General features: G+C 50.0%; 28 protein-coding genes. 17 read left to right on the top strand and 11 right to left on the bottom strand.

Going from position 1 to position 26,328, the window contains the following annotated elements:
• Positions 1-69: 69 nt before the first annotated feature.
• From LG381_RS17070 to LG381_RS17060, 3 genes are all read left to right on the top strand, one after another.
• The gene (locus tag LG381_RS17070; protein WP_001516252.1) at positions 70-363 is read left to right on the top strand and encodes a YcgL domain-containing protein; all 294 of its coding nucleotides are present in this window, start codon (positions 70-72) and stop codon (positions 361-363) included.
• A 71-nt stretch (positions 364-434) separates the two neighbouring features.
• The gene (locus LG381_RS17065; RefSeq protein ID WP_000284293.1) at positions 435-1,094 is read left to right on the top strand and encodes a fumarylacetoacetate hydrolase family protein; all 660 of its coding nucleotides are present in this window, start codon (positions 435-437) and stop codon (positions 1,092-1,094) included.
• A 92-nt stretch (positions 1,095-1,186) separates the two neighbouring features.
• Positions 1,187-1,633, top strand: a complete 447-nt coding sequence (locus tag LG381_RS17060; RefSeq protein ID WP_225762682.1) for a YcgN family cysteine cluster protein — start codon at positions 1,187-1,189, stop codon at positions 1,631-1,633.
• A gap of 513 nt (positions 1,634-2,146) precedes the next feature.
• Here LG381_RS17060 and znuB read toward each other — a convergent pair.
• The gene (gene znuB / locus LG381_RS17055; protein WP_000571472.1) at positions 2,147-2,932 is read right to left on the bottom strand and encodes a zinc ABC transporter permease subunit ZnuB; all 786 of its coding nucleotides are present in this window, start codon (positions 2,930-2,932) and stop codon (positions 2,147-2,149) included.
• Positions 2,929-3,684: a zinc ABC transporter ATP-binding protein ZnuC gene (znuC, locus tag LG381_RS17050; RefSeq protein WP_000202981.1), complete on the bottom strand. Its 756-nt coding sequence runs from the start codon at positions 3,682-3,684 to the stop codon at positions 2,929-2,931. The genes znuB and znuC overlap by 4 nt, the downstream gene beginning before the upstream one ends.
• A gap of 78 nt (positions 3,685-3,762) precedes the next feature.
• On the opposite strand from znuC, the gene znuA reads away from it, so the two are divergent.
• From znuA to lpxM, 3 genes are all read left to right on the top strand, one after another.
• Positions 3,763-4,695, top strand: coding sequence for a zinc ABC transporter substrate-binding protein ZnuA (znuA, locus tag LG381_RS17045; RefSeq protein WP_085460762.1), 933 nt, complete (start codon positions 3,763-3,765; stop codon positions 4,693-4,695).
• A 15-nt stretch (positions 4,696-4,710) separates the two neighbouring features.
• Positions 4,711-6,033: a murein DD-endopeptidase MepM gene (gene mepM / locus LG381_RS17040; RefSeq protein ID WP_001184035.1), complete on the top strand. Its 1,323-nt coding sequence runs from the start codon at positions 4,711-4,713 to the stop codon at positions 6,031-6,033.
• 118 nt (positions 6,034-6,151) lie between these two features.
• A complete protein-coding gene (gene lpxM / locus LG381_RS17035) occupies positions 6,152-7,123 on the top strand; it encodes a lauroyl-Kdo(2)-lipid IV(A) myristoyltransferase (RefSeq protein ID WP_010357026.1) in 972 nt (323 codons plus the stop codon).
• 131 nt (positions 7,124-7,254) lie between these two features.
• Here lpxM and pyk read toward each other — a convergent pair whose 3' ends face one another.
• Positions 7,255-8,697 (bottom strand): pyruvate kinase, encoded by a 1,443-nt coding sequence (pyk, locus tag LG381_RS17030; protein ID WP_000091159.1) that lies wholly within the window; start codon positions 8,695-8,697, stop codon positions 7,255-7,257.
• A gap of 126 nt (positions 8,698-8,823) precedes the next feature.
• Positions 8,824-9,693 carry a DNA-binding transcriptional regulator HexR gene (hexR, locus tag LG381_RS17025; RefSeq protein WP_001056684.1) on the bottom strand — a complete coding sequence of 290 codons (870 nt, stop codon included), beginning with the start codon at positions 9,691-9,693 and terminating at the stop codon, positions 8,824-8,826.
• Between the two features lie 337 nt (positions 9,694-10,030).
• Here hexR and zwf point away from each other — a divergent pair, with 337 nt between their 5' ends.
• The 3 genes from zwf (at position 10,031) to kdgA (ending at position 14,230) form a co-directional block, all read left to right on the top strand.
• Positions 10,031-11,506 (top strand): glucose-6-phosphate dehydrogenase, encoded by a 1,476-nt coding sequence (gene zwf, locus LG381_RS17020; protein ID WP_000301727.1) that lies wholly within the window; start codon positions 10,031-10,033, stop codon positions 11,504-11,506.
• A gap of 234 nt (positions 11,507-11,740) precedes the next feature.
• Positions 11,741-13,552, top strand: coding sequence for a phosphogluconate dehydratase (edd, locus tag LG381_RS17015; protein WP_001069467.1), 1,812 nt, complete (start codon positions 11,741-11,743; stop codon positions 13,550-13,552).
• A gap of 36 nt (positions 13,553-13,588) precedes the next feature.
• Positions 13,589-14,230, top strand: a complete 642-nt coding sequence (gene kdgA, locus LG381_RS17010) for a bifunctional 4-hydroxy-2-oxoglutarate aldolase/2-dehydro-3-deoxy-phosphogluconate aldolase (RefSeq protein WP_000800512.1) — start codon at positions 13,589-13,591, stop codon at positions 14,228-14,230.
• A gap of 235 nt (positions 14,231-14,465) precedes the next feature.
• On the opposite strand, the gene purT is transcribed toward kdgA, so the two are convergent.
• Positions 14,466-15,644 (bottom strand): formate-dependent phosphoribosylglycinamide formyltransferase, encoded by a 1,179-nt coding sequence (gene purT / locus LG381_RS17005; protein ID WP_000173457.1) that lies wholly within the window; start codon positions 15,642-15,644, stop codon positions 14,466-14,468.
• Between the two features lie 141 nt (positions 15,645-15,785).
• Between purT and yebG the strand changes: the two genes are divergently transcribed.
• The 4 genes from yebG to ptrB all read left to right on the top strand — a co-directional run bounded on the left by yebG (position 15,786) and on the right by ptrB (position 19,734).
• Entirely contained in the window at positions 15,786-16,076 is a 291-nt protein-coding gene (gene yebG, locus LG381_RS17000) for a DNA damage-inducible protein YebG (protein WP_225762681.1), read from the top strand.
• A gap of 66 nt (positions 16,077-16,142) precedes the next feature.
• On the top strand, positions 16,143-16,499 hold the full coding sequence (gene yebF, locus LG381_RS16995; protein ID WP_010345796.1) for a protein YebF: 357 nt from the start codon (positions 16,143-16,145) through the stop codon (positions 16,497-16,499).
• A 305-nt stretch (positions 16,500-16,804) separates the two neighbouring features.
• Positions 16,805-17,464: a tellurite resistance TerB family protein gene (locus LG381_RS16990; protein ID WP_000024758.1), complete on the top strand. Its 660-nt coding sequence runs from the start codon at positions 16,805-16,807 to the stop codon at positions 17,462-17,464.
• 209 nt (positions 17,465-17,673) lie between these two features.
• Positions 17,674-19,734 (top strand): oligopeptidase B, encoded by a 2,061-nt coding sequence (gene ptrB / locus LG381_RS16985; protein ID WP_225762680.1) that lies wholly within the window; start codon positions 17,674-17,676, stop codon positions 19,732-19,734.
• Here the strand turns inward: ptrB and exoX are convergent.
• The 3 genes from exoX to holE all read right to left on the bottom strand — a co-directional run bounded on the left by exoX (position 19,731) and on the right by holE (position 21,405).
• Positions 19,731-20,393 (bottom strand): exodeoxyribonuclease X, encoded by a 663-nt coding sequence (exoX, locus tag LG381_RS16980; protein WP_000944297.1) that lies wholly within the window; start codon positions 20,391-20,393, stop codon positions 19,731-19,733. The genes ptrB and exoX overlap by 4 nt on opposite strands.
• A 24-nt stretch (positions 20,394-20,417) precedes the next feature.
• Complete coding sequence (gene yobB / locus LG381_RS16975; RefSeq protein WP_105289701.1) at positions 20,418-21,074, bottom strand: carbon-nitrogen hydrolase family protein YobB; 657 nt, start codon at positions 21,072-21,074, stop codon at positions 20,418-20,420.
• 100 nt (positions 21,075-21,174) lie between these two features.
• Entirely contained in the window at positions 21,175-21,405 is a 231-nt protein-coding gene (gene holE, locus LG381_RS16970; RefSeq protein ID WP_000916765.1) for a DNA polymerase III subunit theta, read from the bottom strand.
• A 138-nt stretch (positions 21,406-21,543) separates the two neighbouring features.
• Between holE and yobA the strand changes: the two genes are divergently transcribed.
• From yobA to pphA, 4 genes are all read left to right on the top strand, one after another.
• Complete coding sequence (gene yobA, locus LG381_RS16965) at positions 21,544-21,915, top strand: CopC domain-containing protein YobA (RefSeq protein WP_225762679.1); 372 nt, start codon at positions 21,544-21,546, stop codon at positions 21,913-21,915.
• 3 nt (positions 21,916-21,918) lie between these two features.
• Positions 21,919-22,791, top strand: coding sequence for a copper homeostasis membrane protein CopD (gene copD / locus LG381_RS16960; protein WP_225762678.1), 873 nt, complete (start codon positions 21,919-21,921; stop codon positions 22,789-22,791).
• Positions 22,792-22,803: 12 nt separating this feature from the next.
• Complete coding sequence (locus tag LG381_RS16955; protein WP_225762677.1) at positions 22,804-23,145, top strand: YebY family protein; 342 nt, start codon at positions 22,804-22,806, stop codon at positions 23,143-23,145.
• A gap of 408 nt (positions 23,146-23,553) precedes the next feature.
• Positions 23,554-24,210: a protein-serine/threonine phosphatase gene (gene pphA / locus LG381_RS16950; protein WP_105289702.1), complete on the top strand. Its 657-nt coding sequence runs from the start codon at positions 23,554-23,556 to the stop codon at positions 24,208-24,210.
• On the opposite strand, the gene LG381_RS16945 is transcribed toward pphA, so the two are convergent.
• From LG381_RS16945 to rsmF, 3 genes are all read right to left on the bottom strand, one after another.
• Positions 24,211-24,402: a YebW family protein gene (locus LG381_RS16945; protein WP_032225372.1), complete on the bottom strand. Its 192-nt coding sequence runs from the start codon at positions 24,400-24,402 to the stop codon at positions 24,211-24,213.
• Between the two features lie 105 nt (positions 24,403-24,507).
• Entirely contained in the window at positions 24,508-24,744 is a 237-nt protein-coding gene (locus LG381_RS16940; RefSeq protein WP_010345804.1) for a DUF1480 family protein, read from the bottom strand.
• Positions 24,745-24,860: 116 nt separating this feature from the next.
• On the bottom strand, positions 24,861-26,300 hold the full coding sequence (gene rsmF, locus LG381_RS16935) for a 16S rRNA (cytosine(1407)-C(5))-methyltransferase RsmF (RefSeq protein WP_225762676.1): 1,440 nt from the start codon (positions 26,298-26,300) through the stop codon (positions 24,861-24,863).
• Positions 26,301-26,328: the final 28 nt, after the last annotated feature.

Below are 26,328 nucleotides of genomic sequence, written 5' to 3'. Positions count from 1 at the left end.
ACTATAAGGCATGTTATAGTCTGGATTATATTGAGGCAAGTCACCCCCCCATTTATTCAGAGTAAAATTATGTTTTGTGTGATCTATCGAAGTAGTAAACGTGACCAGACCTATTTATATGTTGAAAAAAAAGACGACTTTTCACGTGTTCCAGAGGAGCTGATGAAAGGTTTTGGTCAACCGCAACTTGCGATGATTCTTCCATTGGACGGGAGAAAAAAACTGGTAAATGCCGATATTGAGAAAGTTAAACAGGCCTTAGCTGAGCATGGCTATTATCTTCAATTGCCACCTCCTCCTGAGGATTTGCTGAAGCAACATCTTTCTGTGATGGCGAAAAATACAGACAGCACTAAAAAATAACCAATATCCGGCGGTGGCATCATATTTGTCGGAGCGGGTTTTAAGATCCACGATGAAGTGAGAGGAACGTTATGTATCAACATCACAACTGGCAAGGTGCACTGCTGGATTATCCGGTGAGTAAAGTAGTTTGTGTTGGCAGTAATTATGCCAGACATATTAAAGAGATGGGGAGTGAAGTACCTGAAGAGCCCGTGTTGTTCATTAAACCTGAAACGGCACTGTGCGATCTGCGCCAGCCATTGGCTATTCCCTCAGATTTCGGCGCGGTTCATCATGAAGTAGAACTGGCTGTGTTGATTGGCGCGACGCTACGTCAGGCTACGGAAGAGCATGTGCGCAAAGCCATTGCAGGTTACGGCGTGGCGCTCGATCTGACATTACGTGATATTCAGGCAAAAATGAAGAAAGCCGGGCAGCCGTGGGAAAAGGCCAAAGCGTTTGATAACTCTTGTCCTCTTTCCGGGTTTATTCCTGCCGCAGAGTTCACTGGCGATCCGCAAAATACATCGCTGGGTCTGAGCGTTAACGGCGAACAACGCCAACAAGGTACGACTGCGGACATGATCCATAAAATCGTTCCGCTGATTGCTTATATGAGCAAGTTTTTTACCCTCAAGGCCGGTGACGTTGTGTTAACAGGCACGCCTGATGGTGTCGGCCCGCTATACAGTGGCGATGAATTGACTGTTACTTTCGATGGTCATTCTTTGACAACTCGCGTTTTGTAATACTTTTTTGCCGCCTGAATGAGGCGGCAAAACTTGCATCGCTATGCCAGACTGGTTATAAGGTGCGTTTTAACGTAATGGCGGAACACCTGATGAGCGATATACCTTTCTGGCAAAGTAAAACCCTTGATGAAATGAGCGATGCAGAATGGGAGTCGTTGTGTGATGGTTGTGGTCAGTGCTGCCTGCATAAACTGATGGATGAAGACACCGACGAAATCTACTTCACTAACGTCGCTTGCCGTCAGCTTAATATTAAAACCTGTCAATGTCGGAACTACGAACGCCGCTTCGAGTTTGAACCTGACTGCATCAAATTAACCCGCGAAAACCTGCCAACATTCGAATGGCTACCGATAACCTGTGCATATCGATTGCTGGCGGAAGGGAAGGCATTGCCAGAGTGGCATCCGCTGATGACTGGTTCGAAAGCGGCAATGCACGGTGAGCGAATCTCTGTACGTCATATTGCGGTGAAAGAATCAGAAGTGATCGACTGGCAGGATCATATACTCAATAAACCGGACTGGGCGCAGTGAGCATTTGAAACAGAAGGGATTACTTTCTCGTTTTGAACGGGGCACTGTTGGTGCATCAGAACTGAAATTTACATTCAGAATTGCCAGGGGATTGTCATTATTATCTGCCTCCAATGCGAACAGAAAAATGCCCCTCTGTGCAGTAATGAAGATTGGATTTACTCCTGCACTTAATGCCCTGCGAGCAAATGTGCTGCGATTCATACGCTGTACGAACTTATACTGATACTCCTATTTCTCGGTGCTACATTCCTGTATTTATTGCCAGTTTCCAGAGACTGCTTATCTGCTCACTCACGTTTTTTCGAGAGAACGATAATATTTTTCGTGGGGAAATAACTGCAAAGGAGAATTCTTAATATCGTCGTTTAATTTGTCGAATGCGGACATGGATTTTATGCAGACCATATAAACATTCTCTGGTCGCTTGTTCTTAACAGAATGTTTTTTGCTGATACTCGCAATGTGGTGACCTGGTCGATGAAACTGGCACTGTATAGTGCCAGTCGCAACTTAGTTGGCTTGCTTTTTCATCATACTGATAATAAACAACAGCGCCGCACACAGCACCACCGACGGGCCTGCTGGCGTATCGTAAAACGCGGAAAAGGTTAAACCACCAGTTACGGCAATCATCCCCACCAAAACAGCGACACCAGCCATCTGCTCCGGCGTGCGGGCAAAACGACGTGCAGTAGCCGCAGGAATAATCAGCAGCGAGGTAATAATCAACGCGCCGACAAATTTCATTGCCACGCCAATCGTCAATGCCGTCACCAGCATCAACAATAATTTTACGCGCTGTAATTTCACGCCATCGACAAACGCCAGATCCGGGCTAATCGTCATCGACAGCAAATTGCGCCATTGCCAGAACAGAATTGCCACCACGATGACCACGCCAATCGCAATGGAGATAAGATCTTCCGGCGTCACTGCCAGCAAATCACCAAACAGGTATGCCATCAAGTCAACGCGAATGTTAGACATCAGGCTGACGACGACCAGACCCAGCGACAAAGCACTGTGCGCCATAATTCCCAATAATGTATCGATCGCCAGTTGTGGGCGCTTTTCCAGCCATACCAGACCGCCCGCCAGCAGCAGCGTAACCGCAATCACTGCATAGAAAGGATTCACATCCAGTAGCAGGCCAAACGCGACGCCAAGTAAAGATGCATGTGCCAGCGTGTCGCCGAAATAAGACATACGGCGCCAGACAACAAACGAACCCAGCGGACCTGCGGCACAGGCCAGCATGATCCCGGCTAACCAACCAGGAAATAATAATTCAATCATGAGCGATCATTTCCCCGACGCAGAATAATCCGCCCCTGTAAATCATGGCGGTGATTATGATGATGGCGATAGATACCCAGTTGCTCAGCACCGCGAGGTCCAAACATCGAAATAAATTCTGGATGCAGGGAAACGACTTCCGGTGTGCCGGAACAACAGATGTGGTGATTGAGGCAAAGTACTTCATCGGTTTTTGCCATCACCAGATGCAGATCGTGAGAAACCATTAATACGCCACAATCCAGTTCGCGGCGCAGTTGATCAATCAGGTCGTACAACGCAACCTGACCATTTACATCCACGCCTTGAGTGGGTTCATCCAGCACTAATAATTGCGGTTGATTTAACAACGCGCGCGCCAGCAGTACACGCTGCGTTTCGCCGCCAGAGAGCTTTTGCATTGGCGCGTCAATCAGATGCCCGGCCTGAACGCGTTTCAGTGCGGGCAGAATGTCTTCTTTATATGTACCGGGGCGTAAGCGTAAAAAACGGTTTACGGTCAGTGGCAACGTGGTGTCGAGATAGAGCTTTTGCGGCACGTAGCCGATACGCAGTTTTCCGTGGCGCTTGATAACACCTTCATCTGGTGTTACCAGCCCGAGCACAACCCGCACCAGCGTCGACTTACCTGCGCCGTTCGGCCCAAGTAAGGTCAAAATTTTTCCAGGTTTAAGTTCCAGCGACACATCAGAGAGGACGCGGCGTTGGCCAAAAGAAACCGAGACATTTTCCAGGGAAACCAGACTTGTCATGTTAATTTTAGTCTTGCAGTAGTCATGAAATGTTATAATATCACACTTCTTGTATTCATTACGATGATTGGTCGCATTATGTTACATAAAAAAACGCTTCTTTTCGCAGCATTATCCGCCGCTCTCTGGGGTGGTGCAACACAGGCGGCAGATGCCGCCGTTGTTGCTTCGCTTAAACCTGTTGGATTCATCGCTTCCGCCATTGCTGATGGGGTAACAGAGACTGAAGTATTACTGCCTGATGGTGCTTCAGAACACGATTATTCACTGCGTCCATCGGATGTAAAACGCTTACAGAACGCGGACTTAGTCGTCTGGGTTGGCCCGGAGATGGAAGCGTTTATGCAAAAGCCGGTGAGCAAATTACCTGAGGCGAAACAGGTAACGATTGCGCAGCTTGAGAATGTAAAACCGATGCTGATGAAAAGTATTCACGGCGATGATGATGATCATAACCACGCGGAAAAAAGTGACGAAGATCACCATCACGGCGATTTCAACATGCATCTTTGGCTCTCCCCAGAGATAGCGCGGGCTACAGCGGTTGCAATCCATGGAAAATTAGTGGAACTTATGCCGCAAAGTCGAGCCAAACTTGACGCCAACCTGAAGGATTTTGAGGCACAATTAGTTGCAACCGATAAACAGGTTGGTAATGAGCTCGCGCCGCTCAAGGGAAAAGGTTATTTCGTTTTTCATGATGCTTACGGCTACTTCGAAAAACAATTCGGACTGACACCGCTTGGTCATTTTACCGTTAACCCAGAGATTCAACCGGGCGCGCAGCGTTTACATGAAATAAGAACACAGTTGGTTGAGCAAAAAGCAACCTGCGTTTTTGCTGAACCACAGTTCAGGCCAGCGGTCGTTGAAAGCGTCGCACGAGGGACATCCGTTCGTATGGGAACGTTGGATCCCCTTGGGACGAATATCAAACTGGGTAAAACAAGCTATTCAGAATTTCTGAATCAATTAGCCAACCAGTACGCGAGCTGCCTGAAAGGAGATTAATGAGGAAGTGATTACGTGCAACAGATAGCCCGCTCTGTCGCCCTGGCGTTTAATAATTTACCGCGACCACACCGCGTTATGTTGGGGTCGCTCACCGTTCTTACTCTGGCCGTCGCTGTCTGGCGGCCCTATGTTTACCACCGCGACGCCACGCCAATTGTTAAAACCATTGAGCTGGAACAAAACGAAATCCGTTCACTCTTACCTGAAGCCAGTGAACCGATTGATCAAGCCGCACAAGAAGATGAAGCCATTCCGCAAGATGAACTGGACGACAAGATCGCCGGAGAAGCGGGTGTGCATGAATATGTTGTTTCTACAGGCGATACGCTAAGTAGCATCCTCAATCAATATGGTATTGATATGGGTGATATCACCCAACTGGCTGCTGCGGATAAAGATCTGCGTAACCTGAAAATTGGTCAACAACTCACCTGGACATTAACCGCAGAGGGCGATTTACAACGTCTGACCTGGGAGGTTTCTCGTCGGGAAACGCGTACCTATGACCGCACTGCAGCAAACGGTTTTAAAATGACCAGCGAAATGCAGCAAGGGGAGTGGGTTAATAATCTACTGAAAGGCACTGTAGGGTCGAGCTTTGTTGCCAGCGCCAGAAGTGCTGGTTTAACCAGTGCTGAAGTGAGCGCAGTGATTAAAGCGTTACAGTGGCAGATGGACTTTCGGAAGGTTAAAAAAGGCGATGAATTTGCGGTATTAATGTCACGTGAAATGCTTGATGGCAAACGTGAGCAAAGCCAGTTACTGGGCGTACGTTTGCGTTCTGAAGGTAAAGATTACTACGCTATCCGTGCCGAAGATGGCAAGTTCTATGATCGTAACGGTACTGGTCTGGCGAAAGGATTCTTGCGATTCCCGACGGCGAAGCAGTTCCGTATCTCGTCTAACTTTAACCCGCGTCGTCTGAACCCGGTAACAGGCCGCGTTGCGCCGCACAGGGGCGTTGATTTCGCGATGCCACAGGGTACGCCGGTACTTTCGGTGGGTGACGGTGAAGTGGTTGTAGCCAAACGCAGTGGCGCCGCAGGTTATTATGTTGCGATCCGTCATGGCCGCACCTATACCACGCGTTATATGCACCTGCGCAAGATTCTGGTGAAACCGGGGCAGAAGGTAAAACGAGGCGATCGTATCGCGCTTTCCGGTAACACCGGGCGTTCAACCGGGCCGCATTTGCACTATGAAGTATGGATCAACCAGCAGGCCGTAAACCCGCTGACGGCGAAACTGCCGCGTACCGAAGGGCTGACTGGCTCCGATCGCAGTGAGTTCCTGGCGCAGGCCAAAGAGATTGTGCCGCAGCTACAGTTTGATTAATTAACACCCATTCGCAGCCGGTACGCAGTCAGTACCGGCTTTTTTATTTGGTGCGGGGCAAGTTGCGCCGCTACACTATCAGCAGATTGATATTTGCCTTATCCGAAACTGGAAAAGCATGGAAACGAAAAAAAATAATAGTGAATACATTCCTGAGTTTGATAAATCCTTTCGCCATCCGCGTTACTGGGGAGCCTGGTTGGGTGTGGCGGCGATGGCCGGCATTGCCTTAACGCCTCCGAAATTCCGCGATCCCATTCTGGCGCGGCTGGGACGTTTTGCCGGACGATTGGGTAAAAGCTCACGTCGTCGTGCGTTAATCAATCTGTCTCTTTGCTTTCCAGAACGTAGCGAAGCTGAACGCGAAGCGATTGTGGATGAGATGTTTGCCACAGCGCCGCAGGCGATGGCGATGATGGCAGAACTGGCGATACGCGGGCCGGAAAAAATTCAGCCGCGCGTAGACTGGCAGGGACTGGAAATCATCGAAGAGATGCGGCGTAACGACGAGAAAGTGATCTTTCTGGTGCCGCACGGCTGGGCGGTAGATATCCCCGCTATGCTGATGGCCTCGCAAGGGCAGAAAATGGCGGCGATGTTCCATAATCAGGGCAACCCGGTTTTTGATTATGTCTGGAACACCGTGCGTCGTCGTTTTGGTGGTCGTCTACATGCGAGGAATGACGGCATAAAACCGTTCATCCAGTCGGTTCGTCAGGGGTACTGGGGCTATTATTTGCCCGATCAGGATCATGGCCCGGAGCACAGTGAATTTGTTGATTTCTTTGCAACTTATAAAGCGACGCTGCCCGCGATTGGTCGTCTGATGAAAGTGTGTCGTGCGCGTGTCGTACCGTTGTTTCCGATTTATGATGGTAAGACGCACCGCCTGACAATTCAGGTTCGTCCGCCGATGGATGACTTGTCAGAGGCAGATGACCATACCATTGCGCGGCGGATGAATGAAGAAGTCGAGATTTTTGTTGGTCCGCGACCAGAGCAATACACCTGGATTTTAAAATTGCTCAAGACTCGCAAACCGGGCGAAATTCAGCCTTATAAACGCAAAGATCTTTATCCCATCAAATAGAAAAAGCCTCTCACAAAGAGAGGCTTTCGTCTGATGATAAATTCAAGTTTGCTTCAGAAGATTTGAAATCTGTCGAATTATCATTGAATTGCAGGCCGGATAAGGCGTTTTCACCGCATCCGGCAACGTACTTACTCTACGGTTAAAATACGCGTGGTGTTGGTAGAACCCACGGTACTCATCACATCGCCCTGGGTGACAATTACCAGGTCACCAGACATCAGGTAACCTTTATCGCGCAGCAGATTTACCGCTTCGTTGGCTGCAACCACGCCATCATTCGCGCTGTCAAAATAGACCGGCGTTACACCACGATAAAGCGCAGTCAGGTTCAGGGTACGCTCATGGCGAGACATTGCGAAAATCGGCAGTCCGGAGCTGATACGGGAAGTCATCAGTGCGGTACGACCTGACTCGGTCATGGTGATGATAGCGGTAACACCTTTCAGGTGGTTAGCCGCATACATCGCGGACATGGCGATGGCTTCTTCCACATTGTCGAACTGAACGTCCAGACGATGTTTAGACACGTTGATGCTTGGGATTTTTTCCGCACCCAGGCAAACACGCGCCATGGCTGCAACGGTTTCTGACGGATACTGACCCGCAGCGGTTTCTGCAGACAACATTACTGCGTCAGTACCATCCAGCACGGCGTTTGCCACGTCCATAACTTCTGCACGAGTCGGCATTGGGTTGGTAATCATTGACTCCATCATCTGGGTCGCAGTGATTACCGCACGGTTCAGCTGACGCGCGCGACGAATCAATGCTTTCTGAATGCCGACCAGTTCAGGATCGCCAATTTCTACGCCGAGGTCACCACGTGCAACCATCACCACGTCAGAGGCGAGAATAATGTCGTCCATCGCATCCTGGCTGCAAACGGCTTCTGCGCGTTCAACCTTGGCGACAATTTTCGCATCACAACCAGCGTCGCGCGCCAGACGGCGTGCATAGTTCAGGTCTTCGCCGCAGCGTGGGAAGGAGACCGCCAGGTAATCCACGCCAATCAGCGCCGCAGTCTGGATATCTGCTTTATCTTTCTCGGTCAGGGCTTCAGCCGACAGGCCGCCGCCGAGTTTGTTGATCCCTTTATTGTTGGAGAGCGGGCCGCCGACGGTCACTTCGGTGAACACTTTCATGCCCTGAACTTCCAGCACTTTTAACTGAACGCGACCGTCGTCCAGCAGCAAGATGTCGCCAGGCACGACGTCAGCAGGCAATCCTTTATAGTCGATGCCGACTTTTTCTTTATCGCCTTCACCTTTCCCCAGGTTGGCGTCCAGCAGGAATTTATCCCCAATATTGAGGAATACCTTACCTTCTTTAAAGGTAGATACACGAATCTTTGGCCCCTGAAGGTCACCCAGAATAGCCACATGACGCCCCAGTTTTGCGGCAATTTCACGAACTTTATCCGCGCGCATTTTGTGATCTTCAGGCGAGCCATGAGAAAAGTTCATACGTACAACGTTCGCGCCGGCAGCGATAACTTTTTCAAGGTTATTATCGCGATCAGTAGCAGGGCCTAACGTGGTAACGATTTTGGTTCTGCGAAGCCTTCTGGACATGTAATACTCCGTTGACTGAAACAACAAGGTGTTGCTTGAACATGAAATCCGAATGAAATAAAGCCATTGTGGCGATAAATTAATCTCATTCGGATGTCGTATAAGATTAGAACAATGGCAATCGTTTTAACGATCGTCACTTAAATTAAGTAACTGCTTATCAAAACGCGATTCCTTAAGAGCTTCCTTGACCCGCTTCAAGTTATCTCTGAATTTTGCGCCGCGTCGCAAAGTAAATCCTGTTGCCAGCACATCTATCACGGTCAACTGGGCAAGTCGAGAGACCATGGGCATATAAATGTCAGTATCTTCCGGTACGTCGAGGGTAATTGCCAGCGTCGCTTCTTGGGCGAGTGGTGTACCAGCAGAGGTGAGGGCGATCACCATTGCGTCGTTTTCCCGCGCCAGTTGCGCCAGTTCAACCAGATTTTTGGTTCTGCCGGTATGGGAAATCAACACAACGACGTCTCCATCGCTACAGTTCATACAACTCATTCGCTGCAGTACGATATCGTCCGAGTAGATCACCGGAACATTGAAGCGAAAAAACTTATTCATTGCATCGTGGGCAACAGCGGCAGAAGAACCTAACCCGAAAAAGGCAATTTTTTTCGCCTGGGTGAGGAGATCAACAGCGCGATTGACGGCGGACTTATCCAGCGAGTGGCGGACGTGATCGAGAGTAGCCATTGCCGACTCAAATATTTTCCCTGTGTATGATTCAACGCTGTCATCTTCACTGACGTTGCGATTAACATAGGGTGTGCCATTAGCCAGACTTTGCGCCAGATGCAGTTTAAAATCAGGAAAACCGCGTGTGTCCATGCTGCGACAGAAACGATTGACCGTCGGTTCGCTAACATTGGCTTCCAGTGCCAGAGCAGCAATACTCGAATGGATCGCGTTGTCGGGCGAGACAAGAATGACCTCGGCAACTTTGCGTTCTGATTTGCTCAGATGTTCCAGTTTAGACTGGATTTTTTCCAGCATATTCATGATGTAAAGAGACTCACGGGTAATGACGATTTCCGCACGGAAAGAAATCGAAATGCAGTTTTGTCAGATATTACGCCTGTGCGCTGTGTTAATGACAAAAGCAGATAAAAAAGTTGTTATTTTTTTTCATAACATGATCAGTGTCAGATTTTTACCCAAAGGAAAACGATGGTTTTTTTATCAGTTTTGCCGCACTTTACGCGCTTTTGCCGTAATCGCACGGGTGGATAAGCGTTTACAGTTTTCGCAAGCTCGTAAAAGCAGTACAGTGCACCGTAAGAAAATTACAAGTATACCCAGGCTTAAGTACCGGGTTAGTTAACTTAAGGAGAATGACATGGCGGTAACGCAAACAGCCCAGGCCTGTGACCTGGTCATTTTCGGCGCGAAAGGCGACCTTGCGCGTCGTAAATTGCTGCCTTCCCTGTATCAACTGGAAAAAGCCGGTCAGCTCAACCCGGACACCCGGATTATCGGCGTAGGGCGTGCTGACTGGGATAAAGCGGCATATACCAAAGTTGTCCGCGAGGCGCTCGAAACTTTCATGAAAGAAACCATTGATGAAGGTTTATGGGACACCCTGAGTGCACGTCTGGATTTTTGTAATCTCGATGTCAATGACACTGCTGCATTCAGCCGTCTCGGCGCGATGCTGGATCAAAAAAATCGTATCACCATTAACTACTTTGCCATGCCGCCCAGCACTTTTGGCGCAATTTGCAAAGGGCTTGGCGAGGCAAAACTGAATGCTAAACCGGCACGCGTAGTCATGGAGAAACCGCTGGGGACGTCGCTGGCGACCTCGCAGGAAATCAACGATCAGGTTGGCGAATATTTCGAGGAGTGCCAGGTTTACCGTATCGACCACTATCTTGGTAAAGAAACGGTGCTGAACCTGTTGGCGCTGCGTTTTGCTAACTCCCTGTTTGTAAACAACTGGGACAATCGCACCATTGATCATGTTGAGATTACGGTGGCAGAAGAAGTGGGGATCGAAGGGCGCTGGGGCTATTTTGATAAAGCCGGTCAGATGCGCGACATGATCCAGAACCACCTGCTACAAATTCTCTGCATGATTGCGATGTCTCCGCCGTCTGACCTGAGCGCAGACAGCATCCGTGATGAAAAAGTCAAAGTACTGAAGTCTCTGCGCCGCATTGATCGCTCTAACGTGCGTGAAAAGACGGTGCGTGGGCAGTACACCGCAGGTTTTGCACAGGGCAAAAAAGTGCCGGGTTATCTGGAAGAAGAGGGCGCGAACAAAAGCAGTAACACGGAAACCTTCGTGGCGATCCGCGTCGACATCGATAACTGGCGCTGGGCTGGCGTACCGTTCTACCTGCGTACCGGTAAACGTCTGCCGACTAAATGCTCTGAAGTGGTGGTCTATTTCAAAACGCCAGAACTGAATCTGTTTAAAGAGTCGTGGCAGGATCTGCCGCAGAATAAACTGACTATCCGTCTGCAACCTGATGAAGGCGTGGATATCCAGGTACTGAATAAAGTTCCTGGCCTTGACCATAAACATAACCTGCAAATCACCAAGCTGGATCTGAGCTATTCAGAAACCTTTAATCAGACGCATCTGGCAGATGCCTATGAACGTCTGCTGCTGGAAACCATGCGTGGTATTCAGGCATTGTTTGTACGTCGCGATGAAGTGGAAGAAGCCTGGAAATGGGTAGACTCCATTACTGAGGCGTGGGCGATGGACAATGATGCGCCGAAACCGTATCAGGCCGGAACCTGGGGACCTGTTGCCTCGGTGGCGATGATTACTCGTGACGGTCGTTCCTGGAATGAGTTTGAGTAATATCTCGACTTATCCTTACGGGTTATTTTACCGGTAACATGATCTTGCACAGATTGTAGAGTAATTTTTACACTTTTGAGCCTCGTGTGGATTCACCCACGAGGCTTTTTTTATTACACTGACTGAAACGTTTCTGCCCTATGAGCTCCGGTTACAGGCGTTTCAGTCATAATTTTCCTGAATGAAACGCGTTGTGAATCATCCTGCTCTGACAACTCAATTTCAGGAGCCTTTATGAATCCACAATTGTTACGCGTAACAAATCGAATCATTGAACGTTCGCGCGAGACTCGCTCTGCATACCTCGCCCGGATCGAACAAGCGAAAACTTCGACCGTTCATCGTTCGCAGTTGGCATGTGGTAACCTGGCACACGGTTTCGCTGCCTGCCAGCCAGAAGACAAAGCCTCTCTGAAAAGCATGTTGCGTAACAATATCGCTATCATCACCTCCTACAACGACATGCTCTCTGCCCACCAGCCTTATGAACACTACCCGGAGATTATTCGTAAAGCACTGCATGAAGCCAACGCGGTCGGTCAGGTTGCTGGTGGTGTTCCGGCTATGTGCGATGGTGTAACCCAGGGGCAGGACGGCATGGAACTGTCGCTGCTAAGCCGCGAAGTGATTGCAATGTCTGCGGCGGTGGGGCTGTCCCATAATATGTTTGATGGCGCGCTGTTCCTCGGCGTGTGCGACAAGATTGTCCCTGGGCTTACGATGGCTGCTTTGTCGTTCGGTCATCTGCCTGCGGTATTTGTGCCATCAGGTCCAATGGCAAGCGGGTTGCCAAATAAAGAAAAAGTGCGTATTCGCCAGCTTTATGCCGAAGGCAAAGTGGATCGTATGGCACTGCTGGAGTCAGAAGCTGCATCTTATCATGCGCCGGGTACATGTACTTTCTACGGTACTGCCAACACCAACCAGATGGTGGTGGAGTTTATGGGGATGCAGTTGCCGGGCTCTTCTTTTGTTCATCCGGACTCCCCGTTACGTGATGCATTAACCGCAGCCGCAGCGCGCCAGGTCACACGCATGACTGGCAACGGTAATGAATGGATGCCGATCGGTAAGATGATCGACGAAAAAGTGGTGGTGAACGGCATCGTGGCACTGCTGGCGACCGGCGGCTCCACTAACCACACAATGCACCTGGTGGCGATGGCGCGTGCGGCGGGTATTCAGATTAACTGGGATGATTTCTCTGATCTTTCTGATGTCGTACCGCTGATGGCGCGTCTCTACCCGAACGGTCCGGCCGATATTAACCATTTCCAGGCAGCGGGTGGCGTACCAGTGCTGGTGCGTGAACTGCTCAAGGCGGGCCTGCTGCATGAAGATGTCAACACGGTAGCGGGTTTTGGCCTTTCGCGTTATACCCTCGAACCGTGGCTGAATAACGGTGAGCTGGACTGGCGCGAGGGCGCAGAAAAATCGCTCGACAGCAATGTGATTGCTTCCTTCGAGCAGCCTTTCTCTCATCATGGCGGGACAAAAGTGTTAAGCGGTAACCTGGGCCGTGCGGTTATGAAGACCTCTGCCGTACCGGTAGAAAACCAGGTGATTGAAGCGCCTGCGGTTGTTTTTGAAAGCCAACATGACGTTATGCCTGCCTTTGAAGCGGGTTTGCTGGATCGCGATTGTGTGGTTGTTGTCCGTCATCAGGGGCCAAAAGCGAACGGAATGCCAGAATTACATAAACTCATGCCGCCACTTGGTGTATTATTGGACCGGTGTTTCAAAATTGCGTTAGTTACTGATGGACGACTCTCCGGTGCTTCAGGTAAAGTGCCGTCAGCTATCCACGTAACACCAGAAGCCTACGATGGCGGGCTGCTGGCAAAAGTGCGCGACGGGGACATCATTCGTGTGAATGGACAGACAGGCGAACTGACGCTGCTGGTAGACGAAGCGGAACTGGCTGCTCGCGAACCGCACATTCCTGACCTGAGCGCGTCACGCGTGGGAACAGGACGTGAATTATTCAGCGCCTTGCGTGAAAAACTGTCCGGTGCCGAACAGGGCGCAACCTGTATCACTTTTTAAGATGACAAATTTGTAATCAGGCGAGAGAAAACTCTGATGAAAAACTGGAAAACAAGTGCAGAATCAATCCTGACCACCGGCCCGGTTGTACCGGTTATCGTGGTAAAAAAACTGGAACACGCGGTGCCGATGGCAAAAGCGTTGGTTGCTGGTGGGGTGCGCGTTCTGGAAGTGACTCTGCGTACCGAGTGTGCAGTTGATGCTATCCGTGCTATCGCCAAAGAAGTGCCTGAAGCGATTGTGGGTGCCGGTACAGTGCTGAATCCACAGCAACTGGCAGAAGTGACCGAAGCGGGTGCACAGTTCGCAATCAGCCCGGGTCTGACTGAGCCACTGCTGAAAGCGGCGACTGAAGGTACAATCCCTCTGATTCCAGGGATCAGCACTGTTTCCGAACTGATGCTGGGTATGGACTACGGCCTGAAAGAGTTCAAATTCTTCCCGGCTGAAGCTAACGGCGGCGTGAAAGCCCTGCAAGCGATCGCAGGTCCGTTCTCCCAGGTGCGTTTCTGCCCGACTGGTGGCATTTCTCCGGCTAACTACCGTGATTACCTGGCGCTGAAAAGCGTACTGTGCATCGGTGGTTCCTGGCTGGTTCCGGCGGATGCGCTGGAAGCGGGCGATTACGACCGTATTACTAAGCTGGCGCGTGAAGCAGTAGAAGGCGCTAAGCTGTAAGAGTCAAAATGCCCGATCGAGAATCGGGCATTTTTGAGGATGATGACAAACGCAACATTGCCTGATGCGCTATGCTTATCAGGCCTACAAGTGAATTGTAATATATTGAATTCATAAGATTTGTAGGTCAGATAAGGCGTTTACGCCGCATCTGACATAAACAAAGCGCACTTTGTCAGCAATCTGAAATGCCCGATTGTGAATCGGGCATTTTTGTAGCTTGTTTTTAACAGATTTAACCTTGCACTTTCACCTGACCGGCGGCGTGCTTCGCGCGTTTAATGGCCTCATCAATACTCTCTGCAGTAGCCAGTGCCACACCCAGACGACGGCTGCCATCAATTTCCGGCTTACCAAATAATCGAATCTGTAGACCTGCGCCTACGGCATTCTGCACATTATCAAACGTGACATTCTGACTGGTCAGTTGCGGCAGGATAACCGCAGAAGCGGCTGGACCATACTGGCGGATCCCACCAACAGGCAGTCCAAGGAACGCGCGTACATGTAGGGCAAATTCTGAGAGATCCTGAGAAATTAACGTCACCATCCCGGTGTCATGCGGGCGAGGGGAGACTTCACTGAAAATCACCTCATCACCACAGACAAACAACTCGACACCAAACAGCCCATAACCTCCCAGCGCCAGCACCACTTTACGGGCAATCTCCTGCGCACGTTCAAGGGCAAGGGGGCTCATTTGCTGCGGTTGCCAGGATTCACGGTAATCTCCATCTTCCTGACGATGGCCGACTGGCGCACAGAAATGGACACCATCCACGGCGCTGACGGTCAGTAGTGTAATTTCGAAGTCAAACTTAACCACGCCTTCAACAATCACACGACCTGCTCCAGCGCGACCACCTTGCTGGGCGTACTCCCACGCCTGAGCAAGCTGTTCGGCAGAGCGAATAAATGTCTGCCCCTTGCCGGAAGAACTCATCACCGGTTTAACAATACAGGGATAGCCAATGGCGGCAACCGCCTCGCGGAAAAGGTTTTCGCTGTCGGCAAAACGATACGTTGAAGTGGGAATTTGAAGCTCTTCTGCCGCCAGACGGCGGATGCCCTCGCGATTCATGGTTAATTTTGTCGCGCGCGCGCAGGGGACAACATTCAGTCCTTCCTCTTCAAGCTGGATCAGCATATCGGTGGCAATAGCTTCAATCTCCGGTACGATATAGTGCGGCTTTTCCAGTTCAACCACGCGGCGCAATGCATCACCATCCAGCATATTAATGACATGGGAGCGGTGTGCGACATGCATGGCTGGCGCGTCGGCATAGCGATCAACCGCAATTACCTCTACGCCGAGGCGCTGGCACTCGATTGCCACTTCTTTACCCAGTTCACCGGAACCTAATAACATCACGCGAGTTGCTGCCGGACGCAGCGCAGTGCCTAATAACGTCATAACGAATATCCCCTGATTAATTTCGCGTGAAGTATAAACGAAAACGTTTGCGTGTGTCTTTATTGCTTGATTGCTTGCGTTGATTACTCGATTGAAAAGAAATATACTGTATAAAATTACAGTTATGATGAGAGGCTGCAAATGGCGGTTGAAATTAAATACGTAGTCATTCGTGAGGGCGAAGAGAAGATGTCGTTTACCAGCAAAAAGGAAGCCGATGCTTATGACAAAATGCTTGATACGGCGGATCTGCTCGACACCTGGCTGGCAAATTCCCCGGTCAAAATGGAAGACGAGCAACGTGAAGCCCTTTCACTGTGGCTGGCAGAACAGAAAGATGTCCTGAGTACCATCCTGAAAACAGGCAAATTACCGTCTCCGCAGGTGGTCGATAATAACAACGATGCGGAAGATGAGACCCACGCCGCCTGAAGCAACTTGCGCTCCTGACAATTTGTACCATGCTTTCTCCTGAATCATTGTGCTATGGAGAAAAACATGAAAAAAAGAGGAGCGTTGTTGGGGCTGTTACTGCTTTCTGCCTGCGCATCAGTTTTTGCTGCAAATAACGAAACCAGCAAGTCAGTAACTTTCCCAAAGTGTGAAGGTCTGGATGCAGCCGGAATTGCCGCGAGTGTAAAACGCGATTATCAACAAAACCGCGTAGCGCGCTGGGCAGACGATCAAAAAATCGTTGGTCAGGCAGATCCGGTTGCGTGGGTTAGTTTGCAGGATATTCAGGGTAAAGATGATAAATGGTCAGTTCCGCTGACCGTGCGCGGTAAAAGTGCCGATATTCATTATCAGGTAAGCGTGGACTGTAAAGCGGGAATGGCGGAGTATCAGCGTCGTTAATGGCTATTAGTCATTGCGCATAATTCCTGGCGGATGTGGTGTAAGCACCTGTCCGCCTTACAATGCATCAGACCCCGTAGGCATGATAAGGCGCGACAGCATCGCAGTAGGCAATCAGCAGCAGATAATCCCAATCAATCCTTCCTCCACATTCCCACCATAGCCGAGTTCCTTATCTGACGCGAATTTCCGTCGCTGACTTCCTTTCGGTCCGTTTATTTGCGCATCTTTTGCCGCGATATACACTTTCTGACATCCTCATCCGCTATGCTACAGGCACTAAAAATGGTTATTGAGGAGCAAATATGGCTAACTGGTTAAATCAGCTGCAATCCCTGCTTGGGCAAAGCAGTTCTTCTACCTCCTCGTCTATGGAGCAGGGATTGGGCAAACTTTTAGTGCCGGGCGCATTAGGCGGGCTGGCAGGGTTGCTGGTCGCAAATAAATCAGCACGTAAACTTCTCACGAAATATGGCACCAATGCGTTGCTGGTTGGCGGCGGAGCGGTAGCGGGTACGGTGCTGTGGAACAAATACAAAGATAAAATTCGTGCGGCGCATCAGGATGAACCGCAATTCGGCACTCAAAGCACGCCGCTGGATGAGCGTACGGAACGTTTGATCCTTGCACTGGTCTTTGCCGCTAAAAGTGATGGTCATATTGATGCCAAAGAACGTGCAGCTATCGACCAGCAATTGCGTGAAGCCGGCGTGGAAGAGCAGGGGCGTGTACTCATTGAGCAGGCAATTGAACAACCGCTGGATCCGCAGCGCCTGGCGAACGGGGTTCGTAATGAAGAAGAGGCGCTGGAAATCTATTTCTTGAGCTGTGCAGCTATTGATATTGATCATTTCATGGAGCGTAGCTACCTGAATGCATTGGGCGACGCGCTGAAAATTCCCCAGGATGTTCGTGAAGGGATCGAACGCGATCTCGAACAGCAAAAGCGCACTTTGGCGGAATAATTCCGCTCTCTGGATAGCCTGACAGTGGACTATTTCGGGCTATCCAGAACCGCACAGCCATTTGAACGGACTGATTTTCTCTGTCAGCATATCATTCGATATCCACGCCATTACCTGTCATCATCTGAGCAATGACTACCCTGTTTCGCTTGCATACCGGGTGAGTTTTGCCACCCTTATAAGATGTTTCAACCAGAAAGAACAATAACATGCTACCAAAAGCCGCCCGCATTCCCCACGCCATGACGCTTCATGGCGATACGCGTATCGATAATTACTACTGGCTGCGGGACGACACGCGCTCACAGCCGGAAGTGCTGGACTATTTGCAACAAGAAAATAGCTACGGTCATCGGGTGATGGCTTCGCAACAAGCCTTGCAGGATCGCATATTAAAGGAAATCATCGACCGCATTCCGCAAAGAGAAGTCTCTGCGCCCTACATCAAAAATGGCTACCGCTACCGGCATATTTATGAACCTGGCTGTGAATATGCCATCTACCAGCGTCAATCGGCGTTCAGTGAAGAGTGGGATGAGTGGGAAACATTGCTCGATGCCAACAAGCGCGCGGCGCACAGTGAGTTTTATTCGATGGGCGGAATGGCAATTACCCCCGATAACACCATTATGGCGCTGGCGGAAGATTTCCTTTCCCGACGCCAGTACGGCATCCGTTTTCGCAATCTTGAAACGGGCAACTGGTATCCCGAATTGCTGGATAATGTCGATCCCAGCTTTGTCTGGGCGAATGACTCGTGGACTTTCTATTATGTGCGCAAGCATCCGGTGACGCTGCTGCCTTATCAGGTCTGGCGACACGCCATCGGGACTCCGGCATCGCACGATAAACTGATCTACGAAGAAAAAGACGATACCTATTACGTCAGTTTGCATAAAACGACATCGAAGCACTATGTAGTCATTCACCTGGCCAGCGCCACCACCAGTGAAGTTCGCTTGCTGGACGCGGAAATGGCCGATGCCGAGCCGTTTGTTTTTCTGCCGCGCCGCAAAGATCACGAATACAGTCTTGATCACTACCAGCATCGGTTTTATCTGCGTTCCAACCGCAACGGCAAAAACTTTGGTTTATACCGTACCCGTATGCGTGATGAACAACAATGGGAGGAGTTAATTCCGCCACGCGATAACATCATGCTGGAAGGGTTTACGCTGTTTACCGACTGGCTGGTGGTTGAAGAGCGTCAGCGCGGGTTAACCAGTTTGCGCCAAATTAACCGCAAGACACGGGAAGTCATCGGCATTGCCTTTGATGATCCGGCCTACGTGACCTGGATTGCCTACAATCCAGAACCTGAAACCGCGCGATTGCGTTACGGTTATTCCTCCATGACCACGCCAGATACTTTGTTTGAACTGGATATGGATACCGGTGAGCGTCGTGTATTAAAACAAACGGAAGTTCCCGGTTTTGATGCGGCGAATTACCGCAGTGAACACCTGTGGATAGTCGCCCGTGATGGCGTCGAAGTTCCGGTTTCGCTGGTCTATCATCGCAAACATTTTCGCAAAGGACACAACCCGCTACTGGTGTATGGCTACGGTTCTTACGGCGCAAGTATTGATGCCGATTTCAGTTTTAGCCGCTTGAGTTTGTTGGATCGTGGATTTGTCTACGCCATTGTCCATGTTCGCGGTGGTGGCGAGCTGGGGCATCAATGGTACGAAGACGGTAAATTCCTGAAGAAGAAAAATACGTTTAATGATTATCTTGATGCCTGCGATGCATTGTTAAAACTGGGCTATGGCTCTCCTTCGCTCTGTTATGCAATGGGAGGCAGTGCGGGGGGAATGCTGATGGGGGTCGCTATCAACGAACGCCCCGAGCTGTTCCACGGCGTTATCGCCCAGGTGCCGTTTGTTGATGTCGTAACAACGATGCTTGATGAATCAATTCCTCTGACCACTGGCGAATTTGAAGAGTGGGGGAATCCGCAAGATCCGCAATATTACGAGTACATGAAAAGCTACAGCCCGTATGACAACGTCACCGCACAGGCTTATCCGCATTTGCTGGTAACGACCGGTTTACACGATTCACAGGTGCAATACTGGGAACCGGCAAAATGGGTGGCTAAATTGCGTGAGTTGAAAACCGATGACCATCTGTTATTGCTGTGTACCGACATGGACTCAGGGCATGGCGGTAAATCGGGGCGCTTCAAATCTTACGAAGGTGTGGCGATGGAATATGCTTTTCTGGTCGCGCTGGCGCAGGGGACATTACCCGGTCAGCCAGCGGCTTAAGCATTCTCCAGGTAATGCTTCAACGTTAAACGCAATTCCGGGCTCATACTGTCGAGGTTATTAAACAACCAGCGCAGGTAGCCCGGATCGCGCTCTGCAACTTCTGATACTGCTTTACCGCGATACTTGCCAAACGTGAACGTCGTTAACAATGATGGACGTCCAGTGATATCCGCCATTTGTTCCACCGTCCAGCCGGATGTGTTCATAATATCGATAAGCAAGGCAGCGGTGATGTAACAGTCATACAGCGCACGGTGGTGATGCAAGCCTGGCGGCGTTTGTACACTGAGTTTACGCGTTTTATACAACGCCATATTGCTGTACTTGATTCCTGGCCACAAACGACGAGCCAGTTTCATCGTGCAGATCCACTCGCCAGGCATTTCAGGCAATACGCGGCGGTCAAAGCTGGCATTGTGGGCGACATACCATTCACTACCGTAGTAGTGCGGGATCACCTCTTCAATCCACGGCTTGTCGGCGACCATGGCTTCGGTGATGCGATGAATCGCCATAGCTTGCGGAGTAATGGGACGGTCGGGGCGCACCAGGTGGCTCATGGGGTTGACGATTTTCCCATCAACAACATCAACTGAGGCGATCTCGACGACCCCTCCCTGTAAACCGCAGGTTTCTGTATCGATAATACGCAGCATGGCAAAACTCCGGGCCGAAAACGCCTAGCGTAATGGAATGATATCGCCTTGCCAACCCTGCGCTGTGCGTTGACCAACTAACAATAACGAACCGCGATCGGCGCGAACAATAAGGCTGCCATGTTCATCCCACAGTGCGCTGTTGCCCCGGGCATTAGCCATCAGTACGGCGATGGAGAACTGATGTGAGAAAAATTGTAAGTGGCGAGTAGAAGCCAATAGTTCTGGCTCACTGATGCACTGACCGGTGGTAAACAGTGAACAGGTTGGGGGCATATCAATGCCTTCAGGTTGTCCATCCACCACAGTGATGGTTTTAGAATGTCGATCCAGACATGCTCCGTGGCTTTGATGATAAATTCCGGGCGCGTTCATCCCTGGCGCGAATACGGCAATACCACGAATAAAACGTTCATTATGTTCAACGGGGAGGCCGGTAATAATGGTCATTCTCCATGTTGTCGCGGCATAACAAAGCGGGGCTAACAGCGAAAGGTCGGGCGGGGCAGGAAGAGAGCGTCGCTTATAATCACATCCCAGTAGAGAAAGCGAGGGGAAAACTAAAAGTTCGCACTGCTGTCTGGCGGCAGCCCTCACGAACTCCAGATGATGGGCCACCTGCTCAGTGAGTGAGGCATTACGAGGCTCATATTGTGCTGCTGCGACTTTCCTGTATGTCATAATGACTTCCTTTTCACAGTGTCCGCAAATATTGATGCGTATAAGAAAATACTCACAATTTAGCAGGCGCTATGTAAGAAAGTGTAACTTAATATAAGGTTTATTTAAGTTTAGGCTCGTAAGGTAAGCGTGACAGATTTACAGAGGCAAGGCGGTGGGTAATAAGGCGCTCACGAAACCAGCTTCGCAGGTGTTCCGGTTGTTCACGTTCAACCGCCTCAGCAATTACCGGCATATTGTAACGTTCTTTAAATGCCACCCCGGCAGCCGCCAGATCGACATTAACTTTATCCATTTCAGTTTGATCCAGTTTAGCCAGATTCTTCAGCATATTGTGTCTCCTCGTTAATTGCGGGCAAAAGTTACTAAGAGTCAGCCAGGATGGCAAGCCGGAATTGATGATCCTCGACTCTATCATTAGACAAGGTTATGCTCTGTAAAAAAGTTATTACAAAAAGGAATAGATAATATGGTTTCAACTGCACGTTCTCTTCGTTACGCACTCGTATTATTTGCCGCTTCGCTGGCGCCTTCTGTCTGGGCACATGCGCATCTGACGCATCAGTATCCTGCGGCGAATGCGGAGGTTACTACTGCCCCACAGGCCATTACGTTAAACTTCTCTGAAAGTATTGAACCCGGATTCAGCGGCGCCAAAATCATCGGTTCAAAGAATGAAGATGTTAAAACATTACCCGCGAAGCGTAATGAACAAGACAAAAACCAATTGATTGTTCCGCTTGCCGACGCCCTGAAGCCCGGAAGTTATACCGTCAACTGGCATGTTGTCTCGGTGGACGGGCATAAAACCAAAGGGCATTACACCTTTACAGTGAAATAAAACATGCTGGCGTTTACCTGGGTCGCATTGCGATTTATCCATTTTACCTCCCTGATGCTGGTCTTTGGCTTCGCGATGTATGGCGCATGGCTGGCACCAATAGCAATTCGTCGCTTGCTGACGAAACGTTTTCTGCGTTTACAACAACATGCTGCCGTCTGGAGTTTGAGCAGCGCCGCTGCGATGTTCGCCGTACAGGGCGGGTTGATGGGCGCGGGATGGTCGGATGTGGTTTCGTTGAACATTTGTCAATCAGTGTTACAAACGCAGTTTGGTGGTGTCTGGATTTGGCAAATCGTTCTCGCCCTCGTTACGCTAACCGTCGCTCTGATGCAACCAGGGAACATGCCACGTCTGTTGTTTGTGCTAACTACCGCGCAATTTATCCTGATGGCGGGAGTAGGACATGCGACGTTAAACGAAGGATTAACGGCGAAAATCCATCAGACTAATCACGCTGTACATCTGATTTGCGCGGCGGCATGGTTTGGTGGCTTGCTGCCGGTCGTCTGGTGTATGCGGTTGGTAAAAGGGCGCTGGCGACGTCAGGCCATTCATGCACTGATGCGATTCTCCTGGTGTGGACATTTTGCGGTAATTGGCGTGCTGGCAAGCGGTGTGCTTAATGCATTATTCATCACCGGATTTCCCCCAACACTTGCGACTTACTGGGGGCAGCTTTTATTTCTAAAGGTCATATTGGTGATGATTATGGTAGCCATTGCACTGGCAAATCGTTATGTTCTGGTGCCACGGATGGGGCAAGATGAAGACCGTGCGGCTCCGTGGTTTGTTTGGATGACAAAACTCGAATGGGCGATAGGTGCGGTAGTGCTGGTGATTATCAGCCTGCTTGCAACTCTCGAACCTTTTTGATGGATTACGAAAATGATGAAAAAAAGTATTCTGGCATTTGTATTGCTTACCAGTTCGGCAGCGGCGCTGGCAGCGCCACAAGTGATCACCGTTAGTCGCTTTGAAATTGGCAAAGACAAATGGGCATTTAATCGTGAAGAAGTGATGCTGACATGCCGACCGGGCAACGCGCTGTATGTCATTAACCCCAGCACCCTGGTGCAGTACCCTTTGAACGATGTCGCGCAAAAAGAAGTTACCAGCGGAAAGACCAACGCCCAGCCTATTTCAGTGATCCAGATTGATAATCCTAACAAACCAGGTGAAAAAATGAGTCTGGCACCGTTTATTGAAAGAGCTGAGAAACTCTGTTAATCATCTACAGTAAATGTTTAATTTCAAATAAAAAACCGCCTCAGTTCTTTCACCAGAACGGGCGGTTTTTAACATTTAAGACGATGACAAGCACGCTTTTTATTGACCATTTTGCACGCAAACTGGCAAACCTGGTGTCGTCATCTATTCTTAAAGGGCAAGGCAACTAAGCCTGCATTAATGCCAACTTTTAGCGCACGGCTCTCTCCCAAGAGCCATTTCCCTGGACCGAATACAGGAATCGTATTCGGTCTCTTTTTATCTATAAAGCCAGTTTGATGATTACATCACAGCTTTTACTGCACTGACTTTACCATCAACCATAACACACACTCTACTGCTTCAGTCCAGGCTTTTTTAACATTTTTGTTAAGGTAATGTGATCTTTCGCGCGGGAGTAAGGAATTGATGAAACAGGCAAGACACATCTATCAGAAGATTGATGGTAGTCAGTGGCGACATATCTGGCTGGTGGGGGATATTCATGGCTGCCTGGCGCAACTGCGTAAGAAATTATGGCACTGCCGGTTTGACCCGTGGCAAGACTTGCTGATCTCGGTTGGTGACGTTATCGATCGTGGCCCGGAGAGTTTGCGCTGCCTGCAATTACTGGAACAACGCTGGATCAGAGCGGTAAGAGGCAATCATGAGCAGATGGCGATGGATGCGCTGGATTCGCAGCAGATGTCTTTGTGGTTTATGAATGGCGGCGACTGGTTCGCAGCACTGACAGAGCGCCAATGCGAGCAGGCGAGAATAGTGCTGGAAAAGTGCTGGTCTTTGCCGTGGATAATTGAATTAAGCTGTAGTAGCGGACTGCATGTCATCGCCCATGCGGATTACCCCAATGATATTTATGAGTGGCATAAGGAAGTCGATCTGCATCAGGTGTTGTGGAGTCGATCGCGATTGCGTGGGGGTCAAAAAGGGCAGGGAATTACAGGTGCCGATCATTTCTGGTTTGGGCATACGCCATTACGTCATCGCGTGGATATCGGTAACTTGCATTATATTGATACCGGCGCCGTCTTCGGAGGTGAGTTGACTCTTGTGCAACTGCAATAATTAAAAGTCACTGTAATCCTGTGCAGGTCGCCAGAAACCATCAATAAAATCCTCAATCGGAAAACAGCCGCCGTGGCGGATCCGTTGATCGTCCATTGAATAGAGGCACTGCTGTTCCGTATTGTAGATATCAACCACAATATCGTCACAGCCAGCGTCCAGATAGCAAACAAAAAGTACCAGCGCGAACATTTCATCCTCGAAGTGCGGTGCCGTACCGTTAAGTTTAGGGGAGATTTTACAACGGGGGAAATAACCAGGATAAATAACCCGTCATGCCGACGGGTTCTTTTTGGATCAGGCAAGACGCATAATCCAGGCATCAGACTTTTGATCGTAGCGGGTACGGTAAAGGACAGAGTGTTCGCCGTTTAGCAGGGCTGGGATGCTGGTTTCGGCGTCCCAGGCATCAAGTTGCATACATAAATCCGGGTCAGATTTACAGGGGATGGTTAACGTTCGGTCACCAGGCGATTCGCCGGTTAACTCGCCGTCGTCGATTTCAAAAGCGCCTATGCGTACACTGGTTTTCATCTTCGTGCTCTCCATTTAAGTGCCGATTGTGGTACGACCAGTTCGATCGTACCATTTTTCAGCCTAGTCAAGGCAGTCAGATTCGCCAGTCAAAAAGTGCGCTTTTTTGTGTGCGGTCAGGCTTTACCGGTAAAAAGTTTCCCGTCGCGCACCAGCTCCCGTGGGTAACTGTTTTTCAGCCGTGAACCAATACGTTTGGCTAAACCGACTGGCTGATGCTGGAAGGTGACCAGCACATCATCCGTAGTTGGCGCGGTTTGTGGGTAGACGTCGCGCCCGCGATACCACTCTTCCGCTTCCTGTGGTGTCAGTTCAAACGCGTTAGCATGGGCGACTGAAGCAAGGGCAATGACAGCTTCATGCTGCCAGCGATAACCTTTGTTATGCGTTTCAGCAAGTTTAATCCCCAGACGGGAAAATCGGACTTTACCTATCAACGCTTCAATGCCCACCGGGAATAACCAGATTTCTTTATCGCGCTGCCAGAGGCGCAGGTTTTCATCCCAGTTTAAGCCGACACTCGCAGCCGCCTGATGAATTTGTCCGGCTTCGCGATCTTTCACTATGGTAAACGGGAAATTGCCCACTTTATATTTCGGCGCAGGCAACGCGGGAATCGCCTGAGTTTTACGCAGACGAGCAACGAAAAAACCTTCGCAATCATAAATTTGTGGGAAGACGTGCAAAAAGCCTTCCTCGGTCAGCGCCTTGTACGCGCCAGGGAATAGATCGCCCAGCGGTAAAAACTCTACTGCATCAGGGTAAGTCTCTTTCAGCCACAGGCAAACGGCTTCGTTTTCTTCCCGGTTTAAGGTGCAGGTTGAGTAGACCAGGGTGCCGCCAGGACGTAAGGCATGAAAGGCACTGTCGATCAGTTCCCGCTGCGTGGCGGCGATTTCCTGATTGCTTTCCGGTGACCAGTTTTTCAGCGCATCGGGATCTTTACGCACCACGCCTTCGCCGGAGCAGGGGGCATCCAGCAAAATAGCATCGAACATTTCTGGCAATGCCGCACCAAACACGCGGCCATCAAAATGCGTGAGCGCAACATTACTGATGCCACAGCGGCTGATATTGGCATGTAACACTTTAACCCGGCTGGCGGAAAACTCGTTGGCAAGGATCGCCCCTTCGTTATTCATCCGTGCGGCAATTTGCGTAGTTTTTGAACCCGGTGCAGCAGCGACATCCATCACCCGTTTTGGGGCGTTACCATCGGCAAACAATGCAGCAACCGGTAACATTGAACTGGCTTCCTGAATATAAAACAGGCCACTCAAATGTTCAGCGGTACTGCCCAGCGGCAATGCGTCTTCATCGTCACGTTCGATCCAGAAACCGTCTTCACACCACGGGATTGGCGTTAGCGTCCAGCCATAAGGAGCGGTTAATTGCCGGAAATCTGCAACGGAGATTTTCAGCGTATTAACGCGAATGCTGCGGCGCAATGGGCGCTGACAGGCGGCGAGAAAATCATCAAAAGAGAGCGTCGAAGGCATTGCTTCACGCATTTGCGTCAGAAAGGCGTCCGGGAAATAAACGGTGTGTTGGGCCACGAGCATGTACCACTGGCAAAAAAACAGG

The sequence above is a fragment of the Escherichia sp. Marseille-Q3837 genome, from assembly GCF_916618735.1.
In the GTDB taxonomy this organism is placed as follows: Bacteria; Pseudomonadota; Gammaproteobacteria; order Enterobacterales; family Enterobacteriaceae; genus Escherichia; species Escherichia ruysiae.
Note: the sequence above shows the minus strand (reverse complement) of the source record. Positions and strands in the feature narration are given on the sequence as shown.

What these genes read in the sequence shown, in the direction of transcription:
- znuA (WP_085460762.1), top strand. Translation starts at nt 3,763, where the DNA reads ATGTTACATAAAAAAACGCTTCTTTTCGCAGCATTATCCGCCGCTCTC.
- znuC (WP_000202981.1), bottom strand. Translation starts at nt 3,684, where the DNA reads ATGACAAGTCTGGTTTCCCTGGAAAATGTCTCGGTTTCTTTTGGCCAA.
- LG381_RS17060 (WP_225762682.1), top strand. Translation starts at nt 1,187, where the DNA reads ATGAGCGATATACCTTTCTGGCAAAGTAAAACCCTTGATGAAATGAGC.
- holE (WP_000916765.1), bottom strand. Translation starts at nt 21,405, where the DNA reads ATGCTGAAGAATCTGGCTAAACTGGATCAAACTGAAATGGATAAAGTT.
- lpxM (WP_010357026.1), top strand. Translation starts at nt 6,152, where the DNA reads ATGGAAACGAAAAAAAATAATAGTGAATACATTCCTGAGTTTGATAAA.
- copD (WP_225762678.1), top strand. Translation starts at nt 21,919, where the DNA reads ATGCTGGCGTTTACCTGGGTCGCATTGCGATTTATCCATTTTACCTCC.
- edd (WP_001069467.1), top strand. Translation starts at nt 11,741, where the DNA reads ATGAATCCACAATTGTTACGCGTAACAAATCGAATCATTGAACGTTCG.
- yebG (WP_225762681.1), top strand. Translation starts at nt 15,786, where the DNA reads ATGGCGGTTGAAATTAAATACGTAGTCATTCGTGAGGGCGAAGAGAAG.
- yobA (WP_225762679.1), top strand. Translation starts at nt 21,544, where the DNA reads ATGGTTTCAACTGCACGTTCTCTTCGTTACGCACTCGTATTATTTGCC.
- exoX (WP_000944297.1), bottom strand. Translation starts at nt 20,393, where the DNA reads ATGCTGCGTATTATCGATACAGAAACCTGCGGTTTACAGGGAGGGGTC.
- LG381_RS17065 (WP_000284293.1), top strand. Translation starts at nt 435, where the DNA reads ATGTATCAACATCACAACTGGCAAGGTGCACTGCTGGATTATCCGGTG.
- LG381_RS16940 (WP_010345804.1), bottom strand. Translation starts at nt 24,744, where the DNA reads ATGAAAACCAGTGTACGCATAGGCGCTTTTGAAATCGACGACGGCGAG.
- LG381_RS16945 (WP_032225372.1), bottom strand. Translation starts at nt 24,402, where the DNA reads ATGTTCGCGCTGGTACTTTTTGTTTGCTATCTGGACGCTGGCTGTGAC.
- kdgA (WP_000800512.1), top strand. Translation starts at nt 13,589, where the DNA reads ATGAAAAACTGGAAAACAAGTGCAGAATCAATCCTGACCACCGGCCCG.
- znuB (WP_000571472.1), bottom strand. Translation starts at nt 2,932, where the DNA reads ATGATTGAATTATTATTTCCTGGTTGGTTAGCCGGGATCATGCTGGCC.
- ptrB (WP_225762680.1), top strand. Translation starts at nt 17,674, where the DNA reads ATGCTACCAAAAGCCGCCCGCATTCCCCACGCCATGACGCTTCATGGC.
- yobB (WP_105289701.1), bottom strand. Translation starts at nt 21,074, where the DNA reads ATGACATACAGGAAAGTCGCAGCAGCACAATATGAGCCTCGTAATGCC.
- LG381_RS16955 (WP_225762677.1), top strand. Translation starts at nt 22,804, where the DNA reads ATGATGAAAAAAAGTATTCTGGCATTTGTATTGCTTACCAGTTCGGCA.
- pyk (WP_000091159.1), bottom strand. Translation starts at nt 8,697, where the DNA reads ATGTCCAGAAGGCTTCGCAGAACCAAAATCGTTACCACGTTAGGCCCT.
- zwf (WP_000301727.1), top strand. Translation starts at nt 10,031, where the DNA reads ATGGCGGTAACGCAAACAGCCCAGGCCTGTGACCTGGTCATTTTCGGC.
- purT (WP_000173457.1), bottom strand. Translation starts at nt 15,644, where the DNA reads ATGACGTTATTAGGCACTGCGCTGCGTCCGGCAGCAACTCGCGTGATG.
- hexR (WP_001056684.1), bottom strand. Translation starts at nt 9,693, where the DNA reads ATGAATATGCTGGAAAAAATCCAGTCTAAACTGGAACATCTGAGCAAA.
- pphA (WP_105289702.1), top strand. Translation starts at nt 23,554, where the DNA reads ATGAAACAGGCAAGACACATCTATCAGAAGATTGATGGTAGTCAGTGG.
- LG381_RS16990 (WP_000024758.1), top strand. Translation starts at nt 16,805, where the DNA reads ATGGCTAACTGGTTAAATCAGCTGCAATCCCTGCTTGGGCAAAGCAGT.
- yebF (WP_010345796.1), top strand. Translation starts at nt 16,143, where the DNA reads ATGAAAAAAAGAGGAGCGTTGTTGGGGCTGTTACTGCTTTCTGCCTGC.
- LG381_RS17070 (WP_001516252.1), top strand. Translation starts at nt 70, where the DNA reads ATGTTTTGTGTGATCTATCGAAGTAGTAAACGTGACCAGACCTATTTA.